This is a genomic window from Calidithermus timidus DSM 17022 (genome assembly GCF_000373205.1).
Lineage (GTDB): Bacteria > Deinococcota > Deinococci > Deinococcales > Thermaceae > Calidithermus > Calidithermus timidus.
Map to the genome: position 1 here is coordinate 244661 of NZ_KB890696.1, position 18911 is coordinate 263571.

Here is an 18911-nt window from a genome sequence, read left to right on the forward strand (position 1 = left end):
ACAGTCCGCTCCGCGGTCTCGGCGACTGCGGGTGCTCTGCTCGCCCTCTATCTCAGCACCGCTTCCGCGCGGCTCACCATCAAGCGGGCGTACTGGATGAGTTCGCCCAGCGCGTCGGCCACGGTGCTTCGCAGCAGGTATTCCCCTGGCGAGAGTCGCTTCAGCAGCAAGAAGGGCGGCCCGGCCAGCACGTCGAGGATCTGGCGCACGGTGTCGGCCTCCAGCGGGAGGTCGCCACCCACCAGGTCGGCCAGCAGGAACACGCTCTGCTGAGGCATCTCAGCCAACGACAGCAAGACCGAGGAGAAGGCCGCGCGCTCGCCCAGGATGCCCTCGAGTTCGTCCTCCAGGGGGCGTAGCGACTCGAGATCGAGCCGCCCAACCTTTAGAAAGCGCTCGAGCTCCACCGCACCCACCGGGAAGACCTGGCGTAGCTTGGCCAGCTTCTGCAGGGCTTCGGGCGAGATATAGCACAGGCCACCCCCACCCAGGCCCGAAGGCCGCCACTGGGCCAGCTCGCCCAGGGCTTCTTCGCGCATGGACTCCCCAGCCACCAACCCGGCGTACTGCACGCTCCCCTGGCGGCGCAGCTCGAGCAACTCGGACGGCTCGCACTCGCCCAGGCGGCACAGGGCCAGGGTGTAGGCCTTGCGGCCCAGCGAGGCGCGGAAAAGCCAGGGGGGGCCACTGCGTTCGCGGCTCAGGCCCAACCGCTCGAGGTCTGCCGAGAAGCCCGGAGCCTCGACCGCCGGAGCGTGGGGGTACATCACCGCCTGAGGGTAGGGGGTCACCTTGACCCGGCGCTGGCCGGGCGTGGGAGCCTCAGGCTGCGGCTCGGGTTTGGGCTCGACTTCGACCACGACCCTGGGCGCGGGGCGTGGGGGACGGGAGTGCAGGGCCTCGAGGCCGATCATCTCACCGTCGAAACTGAGGTGGATCACCTCGTTGACGGCCAGCCGGCGCTTGGCGTAGTAGCCTTGCAATCCCGTCACCCAACCCCTCGACCACTCCACCTTGCACTCGTAAACCTCACCATCCTCGTCCACGAAGCGCGCTGTGTCCTTATTCTTGAGGAACTGGCGCAGGCTTTGGGTCAGGGTCATGGTCCCGGAACTGAGGCAGTGTGAAGTCAAAACGTAGCGTCCGGTCATAGTTCTCCAAGGGGCCGGGGACTACCGGCAGTCAGCATGTAGTACATCTCGTAGGCTACCTGGGTGGTGATGTTGACATCGCCCAAGGCGCGGTGGCGACCGCGCACCTCGCCGAGGTCGAAGGCGAAGGCCAAAGCATCGAGCCCCCGCTTGGGTAGTCCAGGCAGGGCTTTGCGCGCCCACTGAACCGTGTCCACAACTACGTTATCCAGTCTATACCCCAGACGGGTTAGGCGAGGCTTGAGAAAGCCGAGGTCGAAAGGGGCGTTCTGGATGATTAAGGTGGCTCCGGCCAGCAAAGGCCAAGCCTCCTCGAGCACCTGGTAGACGTCGGGAGCCTCTCGCACGTCCTGGTCGCGGATTCTGGTGAGACGGGTGATGAAGGGTGGGATAGGGGTACCGGGGTTGACCAGGCGCTGGAATTCGGTGCGTTGGCCCTTTTCCAGCCGCACGAAGGCCAGCTCGATCACCTCGTTGGCCTCGGGCGAGAGCCCGGTGGTCTCGAGGTCGAGCACCACCACCGGCTCGGAGTGGGGCGGGAAGGGATAATCCCACTCCCAGAGGCTCACCTCCTGTCCATGGTTGCGGAATCGGCCATCCAGCAAGCCATCGAGGAATTTGCCGGACCAGGATAGCTGGGGCAATTGGGGCGAAGCCAGCACTTCCTGAGCCAATTGAGCTTTAGGGAGGGGGCCTCCAGCTTCCCGCAAACGTCGGGCGATGCGGGTGCTGAGGCGGTAATGGGTGGGGCTCATGGCTCGAGCGAGGGCGTAGGGCATAGGAATAAACTCAGTCCAATCAGCAAGCCGTTCTGGCTTGCCGCAGTATACGGCAAAGCGCGAATTTTAGGCACCTGCAGCAGCGATGGGGGCAGCTTTGGTGAAGGCCGAGCCGGTGAGCTGTTCGAAACGTTGGGCCAGGCTAAAGAGGCGTTCATCCTGCAGGGGCTGGCCGATGAGCTGCATCCCTACCGGCAAACCCTCCTCAAAACCCGCCGGGAGTGACAAGCCCGGAAGCCCAACTAGGTTGAGCGCCACCGTGTCGATGTCGGAGAGGTACATCGACAGCGGGTCGCCGGTCTTGGAGCCGAGCTTGAAGGCCGGGAAGGGGCTGGTGGGGGTCAGGAGTACGTCGGCCCCGGCGAAAGCCTGGTCGAAATCGGCTTTGAGCCGGGCCCGGGCCTTGAGGGCTTTGCCGTAGTAGGCGTCGTAGTAGCCCGAGGAAAGCGCGAAGGTACCCATCAGGATGCGCCGCTTGGCCTCGGAGCCAAAGCCCGCCGCACGGGTTTTCATCATAGTGTCGCTCACGTCCCTGCCCGGCACCCGCAATCCGTAGAGGGTGCCGTCGTAGCGAGCGAGGTTGGAGGAGACCTCGGCGGTCATGGCGATGTAGTAGGTGGCCAGGGCATATTCCAGCGAGGGAATGCTGACCTCGACGAAGCGTACCCCCGCCCCCTCGAGCGTCCGGCGGAAGTTCTCCAAAGCCGCCAGCACCCCGGGGCTGTTCCCGGCCTGAACACTCTCCCGAACGATCCCCACGGTGAGGGCCGGGCGCTCGCCCAGGGCCCGGGTGAAGCCGGGCTCGGCCTTTAGGCTGGTGCTGTCGCGCGGGTCGTAGCCGCAGATCACGTCGCTCAGCAGGGCCAGATCCTCCACCGTGCGGGCAAATGGCCCCACCTGGTCGAGGCTGCTGGCGCAGGCCACCAACCCGTAGCGTGAAACCCGGCCATAGGTGGGCTTGAACCCGTATACCCCGCAGAAGGCCGCGGGCTGGCGCACGCTGCCCCCGGTGTCCGAACCCAGGGCCACGGGAGCCATATCCGCCGCCACCGCCGCCGCCGAGCCGCCCGAGGAACCGCCGGGAACGCGTTCTAAGCCCCAGGGGTTGCGGGTCGGGCCGAAGGCCGAGAACTCGGTGGAAGAGCCCATGGCGAACTCGTCCATGTTGGCCTTGGCCAGCACCACGGCTCCGGCCTCCCGGAGCTTTTCGACCACGGTGGCATCGTAAGGCGGGACGAAGTGCTCGAGGATCCTCGAGCCGCAGGTGGTCTCGAGGCCGCGGGTGCAGAGGTTGTCCTTCAGCACCACCGGAACCCCGGCCAGCGGCAGGTCTTCCCCCTTGGCCAAGCGCCGCTCGACTGCCCTGGCTTCCTGCTCGGCCTCGGGGTTGAGGCGCAGCAGGGCGTGGATCTGGGGCTCGAGGGCCTCGATACGCTTTAAGTAGTGCTTCAACACCTCGGTCGGGGCAGCTTCACCGGATCGGACCTTGGCGATGATCTCTCGCGCCAGCATAGCCCTGACATCATACGTCGCGAAGGGGTTAGGGGCCCCCGCGGGAAGCGTTGATCCGAGCGCCAGGGGTTGCTACTGCGCGCTCTCGAGGTCGGGCCTCAAGCGCACAGCCTCCCTCAAGTACACGTGCCGGACCTGTTTCTGGGGCAGGGTGGTGTTCCAGAGCATCATCACCCGGATCACCCTGGGAAGCGAGCCCGGAACCGGCACCTCGCGGGAGTTGATCAGGGGCACCATCTGCATACCGAGCTGGCGGGCGGCTTCAGCAGGAAAGGCGGCGTTGAGGTCGTCGGTCAGGGTGAAGATCATGGCTCCGATGGTGTCGAAATCGCTGATCTGATTGATCTCGAGCATCTTCTCCAGCAGTTCGCGGGTAGCACTCAGGATGGCTTCGCGGCTGTTTTCCTCTACAGTGATGGCTCCACGGACCCCTCTGACCATATGCGGGTGATTCTACCCCAAGGCCCCTCGCGCAAAGCCACAAAACCGCGTGTCCAATGCACCGTGGGCTCGAGCTTGAAAGCGCTGCTTCCGGCTGGTAGACTTTTGAAGTTGCCCGCACGACCAAGATCGTGCGAAAGGAGCCTCCAGATGAAGAAGGACATCCACCCCAAGCTGGTGCCGTGCAAGATCATCTGCAACGGTGAAGTCGTGCTCAACACCTACTCCACCAAGCCCGAAATCCACGTCGAAGTGTGGAGCGGCAATCACCCCTTCTGGACCGGCCAGCAGCGCTTCGTGGACACCGAAGGCCGCGTGGAGAAGTTCCAGAAGCGCTTTGGCGACTCCTACAAGCGCAAGAAGTAAAGGCTTTAGCCCTCAGCCCCTCTCTCCCATGGGGAAAGAGGGGTTTTGCTTTTGGGGGTTGTTGCGGCTGGGGCAGCCGGGTAAACTCTGCCCCGACATGCCCCATTTGCCCGTGCTCCCTGGATGGATTGAAGTGGTGGTCGGCCCGATGTTCTCGGGCAAGTCGGAAGAGCTCATTCGCCGGGTCAAGCGCGCCCTGATCGCCGGGCAGCGGGTCATGGTATTCAAGCCCAAAATCGACGACCGTTACCACGCCTCCGACGTAACCAGCCACGACGGCAAACGGGCCGAAGCCGTGGCGGTGAAGGATTCCGCCGAGCTACGGACCCACCTCAGCGAGGAATTGCCCGAGGTGCTGGCCGTGGACGAGGTACAGTTCTTCGATCCGGGGCTCGTGGAGCTTGCGCTCGAGCTCGCCGATCAAGGCGTGCGCGTGATCTTGGCCGGTTTGGATCAGGACTTCCGCGGCGAGCCCTTTGGCATCATTCCCCAACTGCTGGCCAAAGCCGAGTACATCGAAAAGCTGGCCGCCGTCTGCCCGCTGTGCGGTTCACCGGCCACCCGCACCCAGCGGCTCATCGGCGGGCGTCCGGCCCGCTACGACGACCCGGTGATCCTGGTAGGAGCCAGCGAGAGCTACGAGCCGCGCTGCCGCAAGTGCCACGTGGTCGAGGGGCGTCCCAGCCACAAGCAGCGGACCCCTGGCTCCTAAGCCCAGGGGAAAAATCGAGCGGAGGGCACTTTTAGTCCATGGCCTTCTTGACGATGACCTCGAGCACCCCACCCTTGAGCGAAGCCTGGGCAGTACCCAGCTGAATGCGCTGGCCGAAGTCGAAGCTGCGCTGGAAGTGGCCGCTGGGGCGCTCTTGCAGGTTGTAGGTACCCACGATGGGGTGGCGCACGCCGCCGAGGGTGAGGGTGGTGCCCTCCTCCTTGAGCTCGAGGTCCTCCGGGCGAACCCCAGGCAGGTCCACGAGCAGCCTGAAGTGGTCTTCTTCTTCGATGATGTCGGCGTTGGGCACCCAGGCCCCGGCCAGGCTCCGCGTCAGGGCCTCGAGGCGGCGGCGCACATCCTGAAGTTGCTCCAGGGCACTAAAGCGGTCGAGTGATTCAAGCGACATGGAATGAGCGTAGCATGGTCGGTGTGTCCAGTATGAGAGCCATCCCGGTGTTGACCGGACCTACCGCCTCGGGCAAGAGCGCTCTGGCCCTGAAGCTGGCCCAGGAGTATCCCATAGAGATCGTTTCCGCCGATGCCTCGCTGGTTTACCGGGGCCTCGACATCGGCACCGACAAACCCAGCCTTCAAGAGCGGAGCACAGTCCCCCACCACCTCATCGACATCGTCGACCCCGATGAGCCTTTCAGCGTGGCACAGTACCTCGAGCGCGCCGAGGAGGCCATTGCGGAGGTGTTGCAGCGCGGAAACATCCCGCTGGTGGTGGGGGGAACCGGGTACTACATCCGCACCCTCTCGGAGGGGTTGTACGAGATTCCCCCCCGCGACGCCGAGGCGCAGCGGCAGCTCGAGCGCGAACTCGAGCAGCGAGGGCTCGAGGCCCTGATCGCCGAACTGCAAAGCGCCAGCCCCGAAGACGCTCGGCGGGCCGGGCGCAACCCCCGCCGGGTCATGCGGGCTTTGGAAGTCCTGCGCCGCACCGGCATCCCGCCTAGCCACTTCCCCAGGCGAAAACCCCGCTTCAGCTACCGCAAGGCCGTGCTGTGGCCCGCCTTTGAAGCCCTCAAGCCCCGGCTGCTAGCCCGCACGGCACGGCACTTCGAGCAGGGGTTGGTGGAGGAGGTGCGGCGGCTGCTCGAGCGCTACCCCACGCAACCCGCTGCCCTCAGCGCCATCGGCTACAAGGAATTGCTGGGCTACCTGCGCGGGGAGTGGGGGCTCGAGGAGGCCCGGCGGCGTATCGAGCACAACACCATCGCCTACGCCAGACGCCAGTACACCTGGTTTCGCAAGGAGCCAGGCGACGTGAGCTTCCTCGAGGCCCTGGGCGAGGAAGCCTGGCCGCTCCTACGCAAGTGGTTTAGCACCTCGCAGTAGCCAATCTGGTATTCGGCCCTCGGTCACCGACTCTCAGTGGATCAATCCAGCGTAAAGCGCGGCTCCGTCGGATGCAGCCGCACCCGCCGGATGATGCGCTGGTCGCCGGGCAGCTCGTCGCGGGTAGTGGCCGTGACCGTGACCATGCTGCGAATGGGGCTGTTGAGCACCTTGCGCGTGAGGGTCTCCTCGACCTGGAACAGCCCCGCCGAGTTGTTCATGATCACCCGGATCTCGACCGGGACCTGCTCGCCCTTCAGGATCTGCACCTCGTCCACCGCCAGGGCGCTGATGGAGTGGATGTCTACCGAGCCCAGGGCGAAGGCCTTGCGACCTCGGCCCTTGGTGATGTCGGTGCCATCGGCCACCGCCGTGACGCCAGCCTCGAGCGTGAGGGGCTCGGCGATAAGGTCGTGGGTATAGATGCTGTGCAGGATGAAGCTGCGCATCTCGGTGCGCTGCTCGGGGTCGCGGTAGAGCTTTTCGAGGATGCGGTCGATGAGGGGAATTGCCAGCATCACGCCAAAAGCTTCGTGCTGATGACGGTGCACCTGGTTGCCGATGTCGTGCAGCATGGTCGAGACCAGCACCACTAAGTAGGTATCGTCGAGGTCGCCCACCCCACTCTCCATCACGTCGGGCTTGGCCCCGGCCTCCACCAGCAGCTTCAGGATGGCCACGCTGGCCGAACCGGTGAGCAGGGCATGCACCCGGCCATGGTCGTTGTAGCCCAGCTTGCGCATGGTGATGTAGTTGGACATGTCCCAGTGTCCCCTGGCCTCAGGGTCCATCGAGAGCAAGTCGTAAGCCTGTAGGGCCTTAGGGTAGCCCAGCAGGTCGCGCCTGATGGCCGTGTCGGCCTCGAGGTAGAGCTTGGCCTTGGGGCTGGTGAGCTGAACAACGTGTTCCTGGACTTTGCCGGTGTCGTCCACGCGGCAATTGTAGGACATAATACCGGATTCAAAAAGATAATCACCCAAACCAAAGACCTTCAGAGGCTATCTTTTTGAATCCTAGAGCACTCCCTTCGGTCGGGTCAGTTCGTTCCCATTCGGGAACGAACTGACCGAATCTGGTATAAGCCCTTCCCGCGCGGGTCGGAGGTCACGAAAGGGGCAAGGCGGCGGCTTGCCCCTACTCTCTGTCTTGCATTGAGTGCGTTGCCTACTCCCCTTTGAACTCGGGCGCGCGCTTCTCCAGAAAAGCGCGGGTGCCTTCCTTCATATCCTTGGTGGTGACGGCAAAGCCGAAGAGGTCGGCCTCGATCTCCAGCGCCTCCTCGAGCTCGAGGCCCTCGCCCCGCGTCACGGCCTCCTTGGCCAGGGCCAGGGCCACCGGGCCATTCTTGAGGATGGCGCGGGCGAGCTCGAGCGCCGCTTCCAGCGCATCCTCCCCCACCCGGTTGACCAGACCCAGTTGCAGGGCCTCCTCAGCGCTCACGTGCCGCCCGGTGAAGATCAGGTCCAGCGCCCTTCCCCGCCCCAGCAAGCGTAACAGACGCTGGGTTCCACCGAAGCCGGGGATGATGCCCAGGCTCACCTCGGGCAGGCCGAGCCTGGCCTTGGTGCTCGCCACGCGCAGGTCGCAGGCCAGCGCCAGCTCGAGACCCCCGCCCAGCGCGAAGCCGTTGATGGCCGCGATGGTGGGCAGCGGCAGGGCAGCGATCTCGCCCATGACGGTCTGGCCCAGCAAGGCGAATTCCCGTCCGGCAAAGGCATCTTGAATATCGGCAATCTGAGCGATGTCGGCCCCGGCCACGAAAGCCCGGCCCTCTCCGGTGAACACCGCCACCCGCACCTCGGGGTCCTGAGCGATCACATCGGTCACGCTGGCCAGTTCGACCAGAAGGTCCTGGTTGAGCGCGTTGAGGGCCTGGGGACGGCGGATGGTCACGATAGCGACCCGATCGCGCACCTCGTAGGAGAGAAACTCGAACTCGGGGATCTGGCTTTCCATAGGCTCGTTCATCGTGCTACCTCAAATCTTGTCCTTGAGCTTGAGCAGGGCCTCGAGGGCCACGCGGGTCATGTTCTCCACCCCAGCTCGCAGGATGCGCTCGTCTACGAAGGAGCTATCGCCAATCTGGTTTGAGACGGTGAGGACGGCCCCTGCCCTCACCCCCCGCATCTTGGCCACCAGAAACAGCGGTGCGGCTTCCATCTCGATGGAGAGCACCCCAAACCTCGCCCACTCCCGCGCCGTCTCGGGGCTGGTGGCGTAGAAAGCGTCCTCGGTAGAGATCAGGCCCACCGTGTGCTTCAAACCAGCCTCTCGCGCCGCGCCGACCAGCGCCTCGAGCACGTCCCAGTCGGCGACGGGAGCATAAGGCCGCCCTCCGAGGTACTGGCGGGTGGTCCCGTCGAGGGGCACTGCCCCCTGGGCGATGACCAGGCTTCCGGCCTCGAGGCTGCCGTCAATCCCCCCGGTAGTCCCCACCCGAACGATAGCCCTCGCCCCCAGCTTGATGATCTCCTCGACCACGATGGCCGTGGAGGGCCCCCCCATCGCGCTGGTCTGGACTGAGACCTCAACCCCCTTGTAGCTTCCGGTGAAGCCCAACAGCGCTCGGTAGGTGTTGTAGGTGCGGATGTTCTCGAGAAAGGTCTCGGCGATCCACTCGGCCCGGCCGGGATCACCCGGCAGGAGCACGAGCGGGGCGATGTCGCCCGGGTTGGCACGGATATGCAAAGCCATACCGGTTCAGCATACCGGGTTCGGGGGGTGGGGTGTCGGGGGTCGATAGCCGAACGCCGGTCGTGGACGCCTTGGCCCTAGACCCTCAACAAACCACTAGCCCCTCCATACACCCTTCAGCCCTCGGCTACCCCCCCAGCCGCAACTCCGGCAAGTCCGCGACCAGGTGCTCGTCGTGGGTGGCGATGAGCAGGGCGGTGCCCAGGTCGCGGCACAGGTTTTTCATCAGCTCCACCATGCGCTCGGCGTTGCGGGCGTCGAGGGAGCCGGTGGGTTCGTCGGCCAGGAGGAGCTTGGGGCGCTTGTACAGCGCCCTGGCCAAGGCCACCCGCTGCCGCTCCCCGCCGGAGAGGGCCCTGGGCAAGAGGTGCGCCCTGGCCTCCAGGCCTACCCTCCGCAGCAGCTCTAGGCCCCACTCACGGTCCACCTCGCCCGCGAGGTAGCCGGTGACGAGGACGTTCTCGAGGGCAGAGAGTTCGGCCAGCAAGTAGTGGTGTTGGAAGACCAGCCCCAAATAGGAAAGCCGCAAGCGAGCCAGCTCCTCCTCACCCAAATGCGCGATGGAGCGGCCTTCCCAGCGCACGTCTCCCCCCTGGAGCCGCAAGAGCCCGGCCACCAGGTGCAGCAAGGTGGTCTTGCCACTGCCCGAGGGGCCCAGCAAAGCCAGAGCCTCGCCTGCGCTCAGGGAAAAACTCAAGCGGTCAAAGAGTTCGACTTCAGGGTAGGCAAAGCTCAGGTCCTCGACGTCAAGCACCACAAATCGCTCCTGAGGGGGGTTAGGGTTCATCCTTTGCTCATTCATGCTTGGCAAACGATGACCTCAGCCTATAGATTAAAGCCAATGCTCACCGACACCCAAGCGCTAGCCCAGACGCCGCTGTTTCGAGGGGTCCCCGAAACGGCCCTACAGGTGGCCCGCGAAGCCTTCGTGGCCCGCAGCTACCCTGCAGGCAAGCTGATCTTCGAGGCCGGCGACCTGGGAGCGGCTTTGTACGTGGTGCAAAGCGGCAAGGTACGCATCTATCGCACCTACTTCGACGGGCGCGAGCGCATGTTCGCCTATCTGGGCCCCGGCGAGGTGTTTGGCGAGATGAGCCTGCTCGACGACCAGCCCCGCTCGGCCAGCGCCGAGGTGGTGGAGGACGCGGTGCTTTTGGTGCTCTACCAGGACGGCTACTGGAGCTTGGTACGGCGCTACCCCGAGATCCTGCACAACCTGGCGGTGATCCTGGCCAAGCGCCTGCGCGAGGCCGACCTCGAGCTCGAGGTGCTCTCCTTCGAGGAGGCCAGGGGCCGGGTGGCCTACGCCCTGATCAAGCTCAGCCGCCAGCTCTACAACGGCGGCAACAAACTGCGCCTGACCCACATGGAACTCGCCCAGCTCTCCGGGACCAGCCGCGAGACCGTGACCCGCGTGCTGCACGCCCTGCGTGACGAGGAACTGGTCAAGCTCGGTAGCGGTTCGGTGGAACTGCTCGATCCCACCGGGCTGGAAGAGGTGATGCTGGGTTTGCGTTAAATTGCCCACCCCAAAACGCAGGAGCAGCGTAGACTGAACCGACCTCTGCCGGTCTATGTGCGTTTTGCAGTGTGTCTGTGCTATGTCTGAGCCAACCACGAACCCTCGCCCTCGAGTTCGTATCGCCCCCAGCATCCTCGCCGCCGACTTCGCCCGGCTGGGCGAGCAGGTGCGCGAAGCCGAGGCAGGGGGAGCCGACTGGATCCACGTAGACGTGATGGATGGCCGCTTCGTGCCCAACATCAGCATGGGGCTGGTGGTGGTCGAAGCGCTCAGGCGCGTGGCCACGGTCCCCCTCGACGTGCACCTGATGATCGTCGAACCCGAGCGCTATCTGGAGGACTTCGCCAGGGCCGGAGCCGACCACCTCACCATCCACGCCGAGGCCACTCCCCACACCCACCGGGCCATCGAGCGCATCCGCGAGTTGGGCCTGAAGCCGGGTCTGGCCGTCAATCCCGGCACTCCACTGGGCTTCTTCAAGCCCTTGCTGGCAGACCTCGAGATCGCTCTGCTGATGACGGTGAATCCCGGTTTCGGCGGTCAGGGCTTCATCCCTGGCAGCCTGCCCCGGCTGCATCTGCTGCGCCAGATGGTGGAAGAGATGAACCCTGGCTGCTTGATCGAAGTCGACGGCGGGATCAACCCCGAAACCGCCCGGTTGTGCGCCGAGGCCGGAGCCCAGGTGCTGGTGGCGGGCTCGAGCGTCTTTAATGGCAGGGCCAGCGTGGCCGATAACCTCCGGGCCCTGAGGGGGCAGTCATGAGCCAGCCCACGCCCAAGCGCCTGCGGGTGGACCTGCTCCCCCAGCCCGAACTCGCCTACCCCGACGTGGTACTGGTGGTGGACGTAATCCGGGCCACCACCACCGCCGCAGCCTTCCTCGAGGCCGGAGCCAGCGCGATCTACGTCGCTGCCAGCCTCGAGCAAGCCCGCGCCTTCAAGGACCACGACGTCGTCATCGCCGGAGAGGAAGGTGGCCTGATGCCGGCGGGCTTCGACTACGGCAACAGCCCGCGTGATGCCCTCGAGGCCAAGGTCACCGGCAAGACCGTGGTGATGGCCACCACCAACGGCACCCGCGCCGCTCACCTGGCCGCAGCCACGGCCAAGCACGTGCTGCTGGCCTCGCTCTACAACGCCCACGCCGCCGCCCGCCTGGCTCACGAGCTAGCGACGGAGGAGGTGGCCATCCTGTGCGCCGGGGCAGGCGGTAGGGTCGCCCTCGACGACACTTACACCGCCGGGGTGCTGGCGGAGTTCATTCAGCTCATGGGCCTCTACGACCTGCAAGACGGCACCCTCATCGCCCTGGCCACCCGCCGCACCTACCCCGACCCCCTCGAGCCCCTCTCCCTGTCCATCGCCGCGCGCAGCCTCCAGCGCGTGGGGTTGGAGGCCGACGTGCCCTTCTGTGCCCAGATCGCCGCTTCACCGGCGGTGCCGAGGCTCGAGGGCCGCGTCGGCGAAGCCCTGATCTTTCGCCGCTACCAACCCCAACGGGCCATAGCCTCCGGCGAGAATTAGAGCGGTTCCCCCAAATACCCCCTATGGCGAGTTTTGCCGTGCCGGGTACCTTATACCGGATTCAAAAAGATACTCTTCAAAACCAAAACCCAGAGGCTATCTTTTTGAATCCCAGAGCACTCCCTTCGGTCGGGTCAGTTCGTTCCCGAATGGGAACGAACTGACCGAATCTGGTATTACGCCTCGCTGCGTGAGGCCTAAGGATGGAACGCGATCAGTGCCCGACCGCTGCGTGGGCCAAGGTACCCCTGGTGCCGCGTTACATCATCGTGTAGCAGTTTGCCACCGAGTTACGCCTGCCCTTCAGCTACCTCCTCGCCAAAGACCGGCTTCACCCCAGCGACTTCACCCACACCTGCATTGCTACCTACTACCTTGAGCTTGTTGCAGGCCATGCCCTGAAAACCCCGCCTGCCCTCGAGCCGAGCCCGACACCCAGTAACACCCCCGTAACGCCCCGAAGCCTAAACTTAGCCTCAGTCGCATCGCCCGACACGTACCCCGGCCATCGAAACCGTGGACCTGGAGAGCCCATGCAGAAAACCCTCGTCGGCAATTCTCCCGCGCCAGCCCACTCCAAAAGCACCGAGGGCTATCTCTTCGTCGACAACGCGCGCTTTTTATCCATCGTGTGCATCGTCTTGCTGCACGCCAACTGGTTCGAGATTGACCGCTCGCCCTCACTATTTGAGAGCACCATCGTGGCCTTGCGGGGCTTCGGAATCCTGACCTTCTTCGTCATCACCTCCTTCCTCATGGCCGCCAAGATGCAAAAGCCTCGGTTCGAGGTGCTGTCGTACTACTGGGAGCGGGTCAACCGTATCGGCAAACCCTACCTCGTCTGGCTGGGCGTCCTGGTGAGCATCACCTTCGCGCGCCTGATCGCCCTGGGCAAGTTTCGCCTCATCGATATCCCCCTCGAGATCTGGCACACGACCTTTTTCACCGCCTTCTGGTACATCCCCGTGCTGCTGTTTTCCCTCGCTATCATGCTGCTCCTGCGCCACCACTGGTGGAAGCCTTGGTTCCCCGTGGCGGCCTTTGGAGCCAGCTTGGTCTACGCAATCAACCAGTACTTCCAGTGGTTCATCCCCGTCCACTCTTTCGCCTTCTTCGGCTTTTTGTTCTACATGTGGGTGGGCCTGTGGCTCTACCGCAACCTCGAGCGCATCCAGCCCTGGGTGCGGGCGCTGCCCTGGTGGAAGCTCCTGGCGATGGCTGCCCTCGGCCTAGCCCTGGCCACCGCCGAATCCCGGCTGCTCATCCACCTCGGCTCGCTCAACCCCTACGATGGCCTGCGCATCAGCAACCAGCTCTATGCCCTGATCTGTCTGGTGGTTATCCTCAAGCTCCCCTGGCGACTGGCTCCCAGCTTCGTGGACGTGCGCAAGGACAGCTACGGCATCCACCTGATCCAGGTGCTCGTCAACATGCTGGGCAAGTCGGCCATCACCTTGCTGCTGTTCGTGCTGGGCATCGACCAGAGCTTTACCTTCTTCGACCGCGTACCCGAGTACGTGCCCAACCCACTGGTGCGGGTGGCAATCTGGTTTAGCTGGTTCGTGCTGGTCTACGGCACCAGCCTCAAGATCACCCAGCAGATCCGGCGCACGCGCCTGGCCTGGACCGTGGGTGGGGGGTAGGGGCCGAGGATCGAACGCCGGGCGTGGGTCGTACTCCTGGTTAGCGGGTGGCCGACCGCTTTCCGCTCTTTACCCCTGAGCCAGCAGCCGTAGCAGGTTTTCACTGGCCTTGATGCCCCGCTCGAAGCACTCGAGGTCGAATTTCTCGTTGGGCGAGTGGAGGTTGTCGTCGTTGAGGCCCATCCCCATGAGCACGATGGGCATGCCCAACAATTCCTGGAAGCTGGCCACGATGGGGATGCTGCCGCCGGCGCGGGTGAAGACGGGCTTGCGGCCCCAGGCCTGCTCGAGGGCCCGCATGGCCGCCTGCATGGGCGGGGACTCGAGGTCGGTGACCACCGGCTTGCCCGTGCCGTGGTAGAGGATTTTCATGCGATAGCCTTGGGGCAGGATTTGATGCAGGTACGCGGTGACGGCCTTCTGAATGGCCTGGGGATCCTGGTCGGGCACCAGCCGCATGGAGAACTTGAAGCCCGCTTTGGCCGGGATCACCGTCTTCGAGCCCTCACCCTGGTAGCCACCCCAGATGCCGTTGACGTCGAGGGTAGGCCGTACCCAGGTGCGCTCGAGCACCCCCCACCCCGGCTCACCCGGCAGGGCTTCAGCGCCGATGGAGCGGGCAAACTCCCCCGCGTCGAAGGGCAAGGAGGCAAAGTTGGCCCCCTCCGCCTCGCTCAGGGGGCGCACTGCGTCGTAGAAGCCGGGAACCAGGATGCGCCCGTCCTCCCCCTTGAGCTTTGCGATCATCCAGGCAGCGGCGTGGATGGGGTTGGGTGCGGCCCCACCGTAGGTGCCCGAGTGCAGGTCGCGATTGGCGCCCTCGAGCTGCACCTCCATGTAGACCAGCCCACGCAGACCGTACTCGAGGCTAGGGACGCCCGGCGCGTACATCGAGCCATCGGAGATGATGAGCGCGTCGGCCCTCAGGCGCTCACGGTTGGCCCTGACGAAGGGCTCGAGGTGAGCCGAGCTGACCTCCTCCTCCCCCTCGATGAGGAATTTGACGTTGACCCCCAACCCCGAACCCAGGTTTTCCACCGCGGCGATGTGGGCGTAGAGTTGGCCCTTGTCGTCGGAGGCTCCGCGGGCGTAGATCCGGCCCTCGCGAATGGTGGGCTCAAAGGGCGGGGTATGCCACAGCTCCAGCGGGTCCGGAGGCTGCACGTCGTAGTGGCCGTAGATCAAGACCGTGGGCGCGGAAGGGCTAACCCGCTTCTCGGCATAGACGATGGGGTGGCCGGGGGTGGGAATCACCTCAACCTCGAAGCCTAGGCCGCCGAGCTTGGCCTCGAGCCAGCGGGCAGCCCGCTCCACGTCGGCTTTGTAGGCGGGGTCGGCGGAAATTGAGGGGATACGGAGGAAGTCTTTGAGGTTTTCCAGGTGCTTCACGTGGAGATTGTACGTCATGTACGTTGTACGCCCAAGCCGGGACACCAAACGCCAGCCGTAGGCAAGGGGGCTCCACGAATCCCCAGCCCTCGATGCCTCCTGGCCATCGGCTAGGGCTCAACCGGCGCTGGACTTCTTTGCCTCGGACTCCCCCGAACCCAGCTCGCGCAGTAGCGCCAAGCGCAGGCGAGCTATTTCCGACTCGAGGTGCACCTGCTGGCTATCGAGTTCGTCGCGCAACCGGATGATCTCCTCGACGCCGGCCAGGTTGACGCCGAGTTCCTGCGTCAGGCGGCGGATTTCTCGCAGCTTCTCCACGTCACGCTCGGAGTACAGCCGGGTCTTGCCGCCCGAGCGGCGGGGCTTGACCAGCCCCTTGCGCTCATACAGGCGTAGCGTCTGGGGGTGCATGTCCACCAGCTCAGCCGCCACGGAGATCACGTATACGGGACGTTCTTTGTCGGAGAGCTGGCGCTTGGGCTTGCCCTCGGAGGGAGCGGGGAGGGCCGGAGGCAGGCGCAGGTCCTGAAGCTTCTCACCCAGCTCCTTCTGCAAGCGCTCGACTTTGGCGTGAAAGCGCTGCTCGAGGGCCCACAGCTCGTCGCGCAGCCGCATGATCTCCTCGACGCCGGCCAGGTTGACGCCGAGTTCCTGCGTCAGACGGCGGATTTCTCGCAGCTTCTCCACGTCGCGCTCGGAATACAGCCGGGTCTTGCCGCCCGAGCGCTTGGGTTCGATCAGCCCCTTGCGCTCATACAGGCGTAGCGTCTGAGGGTGCATGTCCACCAGCTCAGCCGCCACGGAGATGATGTAAACCGGTCTGTCCTTATCCATAAGCCAAACGCCAAAGGCTGCCGCGCAGCCTTTATATGCCGATTATACGATTATCTTTCGCGCGACCAGAAAATGAGTTTATATCCGCGCCCTCACTTAGCCGGCTTGAAAGGAAGATACTGGGGCTTCCAGAAGCGCTCCTCGACGAAATCCCTCAGGCTGGTGAAGTCCAGGCCCTTGAGCTTGTCCGAACGGGCCACCCCTTCCTGGATGGCCCGGCGGATGACCCGCGCGGCCACGAACTTACTTACCTCCCGCAGCTCGCCCACCGGGGGGTAAATACGGTCGGGGTGATGGGTCGAGGTGTAGTCGTAGAGGGCATAGGCAGCCTCGAGCACCATGCCGTCGGTGACCTCCTTAGCCTGCGAGAGCACCGCGCCAAAGCCCAGCCCCGGGAAGATGAAGGCATTGTTGCCCTGGCCCACCGGGTAGCTCCGGCCCTCGTACTCGACGGAAGCAAAGGGGCTGCCAGCGGCCACCATCGCCATACCGTATGTCCAGCGCACCAGGTCCTCGGGCAAGGCTTCAGAGGAGCTGGTGGGGTTGGAGAGGGGGAAAATGACCGGACGGGGCGTGTTGGCCAGCATGGCCTTGACGATGGGCTCGGTGAAGGAGTCGGGCTGACCTGAAAGGCCCAGCAGCACCGTGGCCTTGGCGTTCTGGATGACCTCGAGCAGGTTGGGCGCGCTGCCCGCGTAGCTCCAGCCCTCCAGCGCCTCCGCCTTCTGGGCAAAAGGCTGTTTGTAAGGCTCCATCCGCCGCCCCTGAACCAACAAGCCCTGGGAGTCGAGCACGAACAGGCGGGCGAGGGCTTCTTCTTCGCTGAGCCCCTCGCGCATGAGCCCGGCTTTGAGCGCCCAGGCCACCCCCACCCCGCCGGCCCCCGCGCCGTAGATGATGATGCGCTGGTCGCCGAGCGTCTCACCCTTGACCCGGCAAGCCGAAAGCACCCCGGCTAGGGCCACCGCACCCGTGCCCTGGATGTCGTCGTTGAAGGAGGGCAGCACCTTGCGGTAGCGCTCGAGCACGGCGAAAGCGGTGTCCTTGCTGAAGTCTTCCCACTGGATGAGGGCCTTGGGGTAGCGCTTGCGCACGGCCTCGACGAACCTATCGAGGAACTGGAAGTAGGCCTCCCCGGTGAGGCGGCGGTGCTTGGCACCGAGGTAGAGGGGGTCGGAGATCAGGTCCTGGCGGTCGGTTCCCACGTCCAGGCCCACCGGCAGGGTTTTGTCCGGACCCACGCCGCCGGCGGCGGTGTAGAGCGAGAGCTTACCGATGGAGATGGCCAAGCCCCCGAAACCCTGATCCCCGATACCCAAAATGGCCGAGGAATCGGTGGCGACGATGAGCCGCACCTCCTCCAAGGGCACGTTGGAGAGGGTTTGCTCGACGCGGTCGATGTCGAAGGTCGAGGCGGTAAAGCCCCTGGGGAAGCGGTAGATGGCCGAGAATTGCTTGACGGCCTCCCCTACGGTGGGGGTGTAGAGGATGGGTAGCATCTCCGACATGTGGTCGGCGAGGAGGGCATAAAACAGCACCTCGTTGCGATCTTGCAGCGTTCTGAGGAAGATGTGCTTATCGAGGTCGGAGGCTTGCAGCCGGTAGCGCCGATAATGCCGCTCCTTCTGCTCCTCCAGCGTCGAGACGTGCGGCGGCAACAGGCCCTCGAGCCCCAGCAATCGCCGCTCCTCGCGGGTGAAAGCCGACTCCTTGTTCAGCAGCGGCAGCCCCAACAGGGAAAAACCGTTGATGTAGGGCTCGAGGTAGCGCTCTCCGTTCTCATCGCGTTTGACGTCGTAGTACCGGCTGACACTCATGCCAGCTATCGTAACGTTGTTTCATCAGGCGCGCTATATTTTCGTCAGGCGAAAGATAACCCTGAGCGCCAACCCAATGAATGAGGGCGAGCACGAGGCCCGCCCCTACCCTACAGACGTAGGGCCCTTAGACCTCACTTGATCAGCCCAAGCTGCAGCACCGCGTCGCGCTCCTCGGCGAGCTCCTTGGCGCTAGCATCCATCTTCTGGCGGCTGAACTCGTTGATATCGAGGCCCTGCACGATCTCGAAGTCGCCGTTCTTGCACACGCAGGGGTAGCTGTAGACCAACCCCTCGGGGATCCCGTAGGAGCCATCGGAGGGGATGGCCATGCTCACCCAGTCGCCCTCAGGGGTGCCCAAAGCCCAGTCGCGCATGTGGTCGATGGCCGCACTCGCCGCGCTGGCGGCTGAGGAAGCCCCGCGAGCCTCGATGATCTCGGCTCCGCGCTTGGCGACCTTGGGGATGTAGGTGCCCACATACCATTCATGGTCACCCACCAGCTCGTAGGCGCTCTTGCCATCCACTTCGCAGTGGAAGAGGTCGGGGTACTGGGTGAGGGAGTGGTTGCCCCAGATGGTCATCTTCTTGATCGCCGTCACCGGCACCTTGAGGCGGGCGGCGAGCTGGGAGATGGCGCGGTTGTGGTCGAGGCGGGTCATGGCGTGGATCTGGCGGGGCTCGAGCTTGGGCGCGTTCTTGTAGGTGATGAGGGCGTTGGTGTTGGCCGGGTTGCCCACCACCAGCACCTTGACCCCCCTGCGGGCATTGTCGGATAGGGCCCGGCCCTGCGCGGTGAAGATCGCCCCGTTGGCCTGGAGCAAGTCGGCACGTTCCATGCCCTGTTTGCGCGGCATCGCGCCTACCAGCAAAGCATAGTCGGCGTCCGCGAAGGCCACGTTGGGGTCGTCGGTGGCCACTATCCCGGCTAAGGTGGGGAAAGCACAGTCCTCGAGCTCCATGATCACGCCCTGTAAGGCTTTCATTGCCGGGGTAATCTCCAACAGTTGCAAGATGACGGGTTGATCTTTGCCCAGCATCTCGCCGCTGGCGATGCGGAAGAGCAGGCTGTAACCGATCTGACCGGCAGCACCGGTGACTGCGACACGTACGGGCGACTTCATGAACACTCCTTTCGCTTCATCACACGCCCTCAAGGGCGGGTGTTTGCCGCTCGAGATCA

Annotated in this window: 20 protein-coding genes; 7 read left to right on the forward strand and 13 right to left on the reverse strand. The window is 64.6% G+C overall.

The annotated features are described in order from the left end of the window. Nucleotides 1-47 precede the first annotated feature (47 nt). The 4 genes from B047_RS0107745 to aroH form a co-directional block, all read right to left on the reverse strand. Nucleotides 48-1151 carry a hypothetical protein gene (locus B047_RS0107745; RefSeq protein ID WP_026234703.1) on the reverse strand — a complete coding sequence of 368 codons (1104 nt, stop codon included), beginning with the start codon at nt 1149-1151 and terminating at the stop codon, nt 48-50. Continuing rightward, nucleotides 1148-1930 carry a 3'-5' exonuclease gene (locus B047_RS0107750; protein ID WP_018466391.1) on the reverse strand — a complete coding sequence of 261 codons (783 nt, stop codon included), beginning with the start codon at nt 1928-1930 and terminating at the stop codon, nt 1148-1150. The genes B047_RS0107745 and B047_RS0107750 overlap by 4 nt, the downstream gene beginning before the upstream one ends. 66 nt (nt 1931-1996) lie before the next feature. Then, on the reverse strand, nt 1997-3442 hold the full coding sequence (gene gatA, locus B047_RS0107755; protein ID WP_018466392.1) for an Asp-tRNA(Asn)/Glu-tRNA(Gln) amidotransferase subunit GatA: 1446 nt from the start codon (nt 3440-3442) through the stop codon (nt 1997-1999). Nucleotides 3443-3514: 72 nt separating this feature from the next. Further along, on the reverse strand, nt 3515-3883 hold the full coding sequence (gene aroH / locus B047_RS0107760) for a chorismate mutase (RefSeq protein WP_018466393.1): 369 nt from the start codon (nt 3881-3883) through the stop codon (nt 3515-3517). Nucleotides 3884-4033: 150 nt separating this feature from the next. On the opposite strand from aroH, the gene rpmE reads away from it, so the two are divergent. Further along, nucleotides 4034-4249 (forward strand): 50S ribosomal protein L31, encoded by a 216-nt coding sequence (gene rpmE / locus B047_RS0107765; protein ID WP_018466394.1) that lies wholly within the window; start codon nt 4034-4036, stop codon nt 4247-4249. A 97-nt stretch (nt 4250-4346) separates the two neighbouring features. After that, nucleotides 4347-4961, forward strand: a complete 615-nt coding sequence (locus B047_RS16505; protein ID WP_018466395.1) for a thymidine kinase — start codon at nt 4347-4349, stop codon at nt 4959-4961. A gap of 31 nt (nt 4962-4992) precedes the next feature. Here the strand turns inward: B047_RS16505 and B047_RS0107775 are convergent, their stop codons facing one another. Then, nucleotides 4993-5370 carry an Hsp20/alpha crystallin family protein gene (locus B047_RS0107775; protein WP_018466396.1) on the reverse strand — a complete coding sequence of 126 codons (378 nt, stop codon included), beginning with the start codon at nt 5368-5370 and terminating at the stop codon, nt 4993-4995. Between the two features lie 32 nt (nt 5371-5402). Here B047_RS0107775 and miaA point away from each other — a divergent pair, with 32 nt between their 5' ends. Continuing rightward, nucleotides 5403-6305, forward strand: coding sequence for a tRNA (adenosine(37)-N6)-dimethylallyltransferase MiaA (gene miaA, locus B047_RS0107780; protein ID WP_018466397.1), 903 nt, complete (start codon nt 5403-5405; stop codon nt 6303-6305). A 41-nt stretch (nt 6306-6346) separates the two neighbouring features. Here miaA and B047_RS0107785 read toward each other — a convergent pair whose 3' ends face one another. The 4 genes from B047_RS0107785 to B047_RS0107800 form a co-directional block, all read right to left on the reverse strand. Further along, a complete protein-coding gene (locus B047_RS0107785) occupies nt 6347-7237 on the reverse strand; it encodes a phosphohydrolase (RefSeq protein WP_018466398.1) in 891 nt (296 codons plus the stop codon). 232 nt (nt 7238-7469) lie between these two features. After that, a complete protein-coding gene (locus B047_RS0107790) occupies nt 7470-8273 on the reverse strand; it encodes an enoyl-CoA hydratase/isomerase family protein (RefSeq protein ID WP_018466399.1) in 804 nt (267 codons plus the stop codon). A 9-nt stretch (nt 8274-8282) separates the two neighbouring features. After that, complete coding sequence (locus B047_RS0107795) at nt 8283-8999, reverse strand: phosphorylase family protein (protein WP_018466400.1); 717 nt, start codon at nt 8997-8999, stop codon at nt 8283-8285. A 127-nt stretch (nt 9000-9126) separates the two neighbouring features. Next, nucleotides 9127-9801 carry an ABC transporter ATP-binding protein gene (locus tag B047_RS0107800; RefSeq protein WP_018466401.1) on the reverse strand — a complete coding sequence of 225 codons (675 nt, stop codon included), beginning with the start codon at nt 9799-9801 and terminating at the stop codon, nt 9127-9129. A gap of 39 nt (nt 9802-9840) precedes the next feature. Here B047_RS0107800 and B047_RS0107805 point away from each other — a divergent pair, with 39 nt between their 5' ends. The 4 genes from B047_RS0107805 to B047_RS0107820 all read left to right on the forward strand — a co-directional run bounded on the left by B047_RS0107805 (nt 9841) and on the right by B047_RS0107820 (nt 13688). Continuing rightward, complete coding sequence (locus B047_RS0107805; protein WP_018466402.1) at nt 9841-10518, forward strand: Crp/Fnr family transcriptional regulator; 678 nt, start codon at nt 9841-9843, stop codon at nt 10516-10518. An 82-nt stretch (nt 10519-10600) separates the two neighbouring features. Then, nucleotides 10601-11284, forward strand: coding sequence for a ribulose-phosphate 3-epimerase (rpe, locus tag B047_RS0107810; RefSeq protein WP_018466403.1), 684 nt, complete (start codon nt 10601-10603; stop codon nt 11282-11284). Then, nucleotides 11281-12045, forward strand: a complete 765-nt coding sequence (locus tag B047_RS0107815; protein WP_018466404.1) for a 2-phosphosulfolactate phosphatase — start codon at nt 11281-11283, stop codon at nt 12043-12045. Before rpe ends, B047_RS0107815 begins: the two co-directional genes overlap by 4 nt. Before the next feature lie 533 nt (nt 12046-12578). Next, entirely contained in the window at nt 12579-13688 is a 1110-nt protein-coding gene (locus tag B047_RS0107820) for an acyltransferase family protein (protein WP_018466405.1), read from the forward strand. A gap of 69 nt (nt 13689-13757) precedes the next feature. Here B047_RS0107820 and B047_RS0107825 read toward each other — a convergent pair whose 3' ends face one another. From B047_RS0107825 to B047_RS0107840, 4 genes are all read right to left on the reverse strand, one after another. Continuing rightward, nucleotides 13758-15077 carry a dipeptidase gene (locus tag B047_RS0107825; protein WP_018466406.1) on the reverse strand — a complete coding sequence of 440 codons (1320 nt, stop codon included), beginning with the start codon at nt 15075-15077 and terminating at the stop codon, nt 13758-13760. A 117-nt stretch (nt 15078-15194) separates the two neighbouring features. After that, the gene (hspR, locus tag B047_RS0107830) at nt 15195-15911 is read right to left on the reverse strand and encodes a heat shock protein transcriptional repressor HspR, fused homodimer type (protein WP_018466407.1); all 717 of its coding nucleotides are present in this window, start codon (nt 15909-15911) and stop codon (nt 15195-15197) included. Between the two features lie 92 nt (nt 15912-16003). Continuing rightward, nucleotides 16004-17728: an NAD-dependent malic enzyme gene (locus B047_RS0107835; protein ID WP_018466408.1), complete on the reverse strand. Its 1725-nt coding sequence runs from the start codon at nt 17726-17728 to the stop codon at nt 16004-16006. A 134-nt stretch (nt 17729-17862) separates the two neighbouring features. Beyond that, nucleotides 17863-18852: a malate dehydrogenase gene (locus B047_RS0107840; RefSeq protein ID WP_026234706.1), complete on the reverse strand. Its 990-nt coding sequence runs from the start codon at nt 18850-18852 to the stop codon at nt 17863-17865. Nucleotides 18853-18911 lie beyond the last annotated feature (59 nt).

What these genes read in the sequence shown, in the direction of transcription:
- B047_RS0107795 (WP_018466400.1), bottom strand. Translation starts at nt 8,999, where the DNA reads ATGGCTTTGCATATCCGTGCCAACCCGGGCGACATCGCCCCGCTCGTG.
- B047_RS0107805 (WP_018466402.1), top strand. Translation starts at nt 9,841, where the DNA reads ATGCTCACCGACACCCAAGCGCTAGCCCAGACGCCGCTGTTTCGAGGG.
- B047_RS16505 (WP_018466395.1), top strand. Translation starts at nt 4,347, where the DNA reads ATGCCCCATTTGCCCGTGCTCCCTGGATGGATTGAAGTGGTGGTCGGC.
- miaA (WP_018466397.1), top strand. Translation starts at nt 5,403, where the DNA reads ATGAGAGCCATCCCGGTGTTGACCGGACCTACCGCCTCGGGCAAGAGC.
- B047_RS0107790 (WP_018466399.1), bottom strand. Translation starts at nt 8,273, where the DNA reads ATGAACGAGCCTATGGAAAGCCAGATCCCCGAGTTCGAGTTTCTCTCC.
- rpe (WP_018466403.1), top strand. Translation starts at nt 10,601, where the DNA reads ATGTCTGAGCCAACCACGAACCCTCGCCCTCGAGTTCGTATCGCCCCC.
- gatA (WP_018466392.1), bottom strand. Translation starts at nt 3,442, where the DNA reads ATGCTGGCGCGAGAGATCATCGCCAAGGTCCGATCCGGTGAAGCTGCC.
- B047_RS0107775 (WP_018466396.1), bottom strand. Translation starts at nt 5,370, where the DNA reads ATGTCGCTTGAATCACTCGACCGCTTTAGTGCCCTGGAGCAACTTCAG.
- rpmE (WP_018466394.1), top strand. Translation starts at nt 4,034, where the DNA reads ATGAAGAAGGACATCCACCCCAAGCTGGTGCCGTGCAAGATCATCTGC.
- B047_RS0107750 (WP_018466391.1), bottom strand. Translation starts at nt 1,930, where the DNA reads ATGCCCTACGCCCTCGCTCGAGCCATGAGCCCCACCCATTACCGCCTC.
- hspR (WP_018466407.1), bottom strand. Translation starts at nt 15,911, where the DNA reads ATGGATAAGGACAGACCGGTTTACATCATCTCCGTGGCGGCTGAGCTG.
- B047_RS0107800 (WP_018466401.1), bottom strand. Translation starts at nt 9,801, where the DNA reads ATGAATGAGCAAAGGATGAACCCTAACCCCCCTCAGGAGCGATTTGTG.
- B047_RS0107815 (WP_018466404.1), top strand. Translation starts at nt 11,281, where the DNA reads ATGAGCCAGCCCACGCCCAAGCGCCTGCGGGTGGACCTGCTCCCCCAG.
- B047_RS0107820 (WP_018466405.1), top strand. Translation starts at nt 12,579, where the DNA reads ATGCAGAAAACCCTCGTCGGCAATTCTCCCGCGCCAGCCCACTCCAAA.
- B047_RS0107840 (WP_026234706.1), bottom strand. Translation starts at nt 18,852, where the DNA reads ATGAAGTCGCCCGTACGTGTCGCAGTCACCGGTGCTGCCGGTCAGATC.
- B047_RS0107835 (WP_018466408.1), bottom strand. Translation starts at nt 17,728, where the DNA reads ATGAGTGTCAGCCGGTACTACGACGTCAAACGCGATGAGAACGGAGAG.
- B047_RS0107745 (WP_026234703.1), bottom strand. Translation starts at nt 1,151, where the DNA reads ATGACCGGACGCTACGTTTTGACTTCACACTGCCTCAGTTCCGGGACC.
- aroH (WP_018466393.1), bottom strand. Translation starts at nt 3,883, where the DNA reads ATGGTCAGAGGGGTCCGTGGAGCCATCACTGTAGAGGAAAACAGCCGC.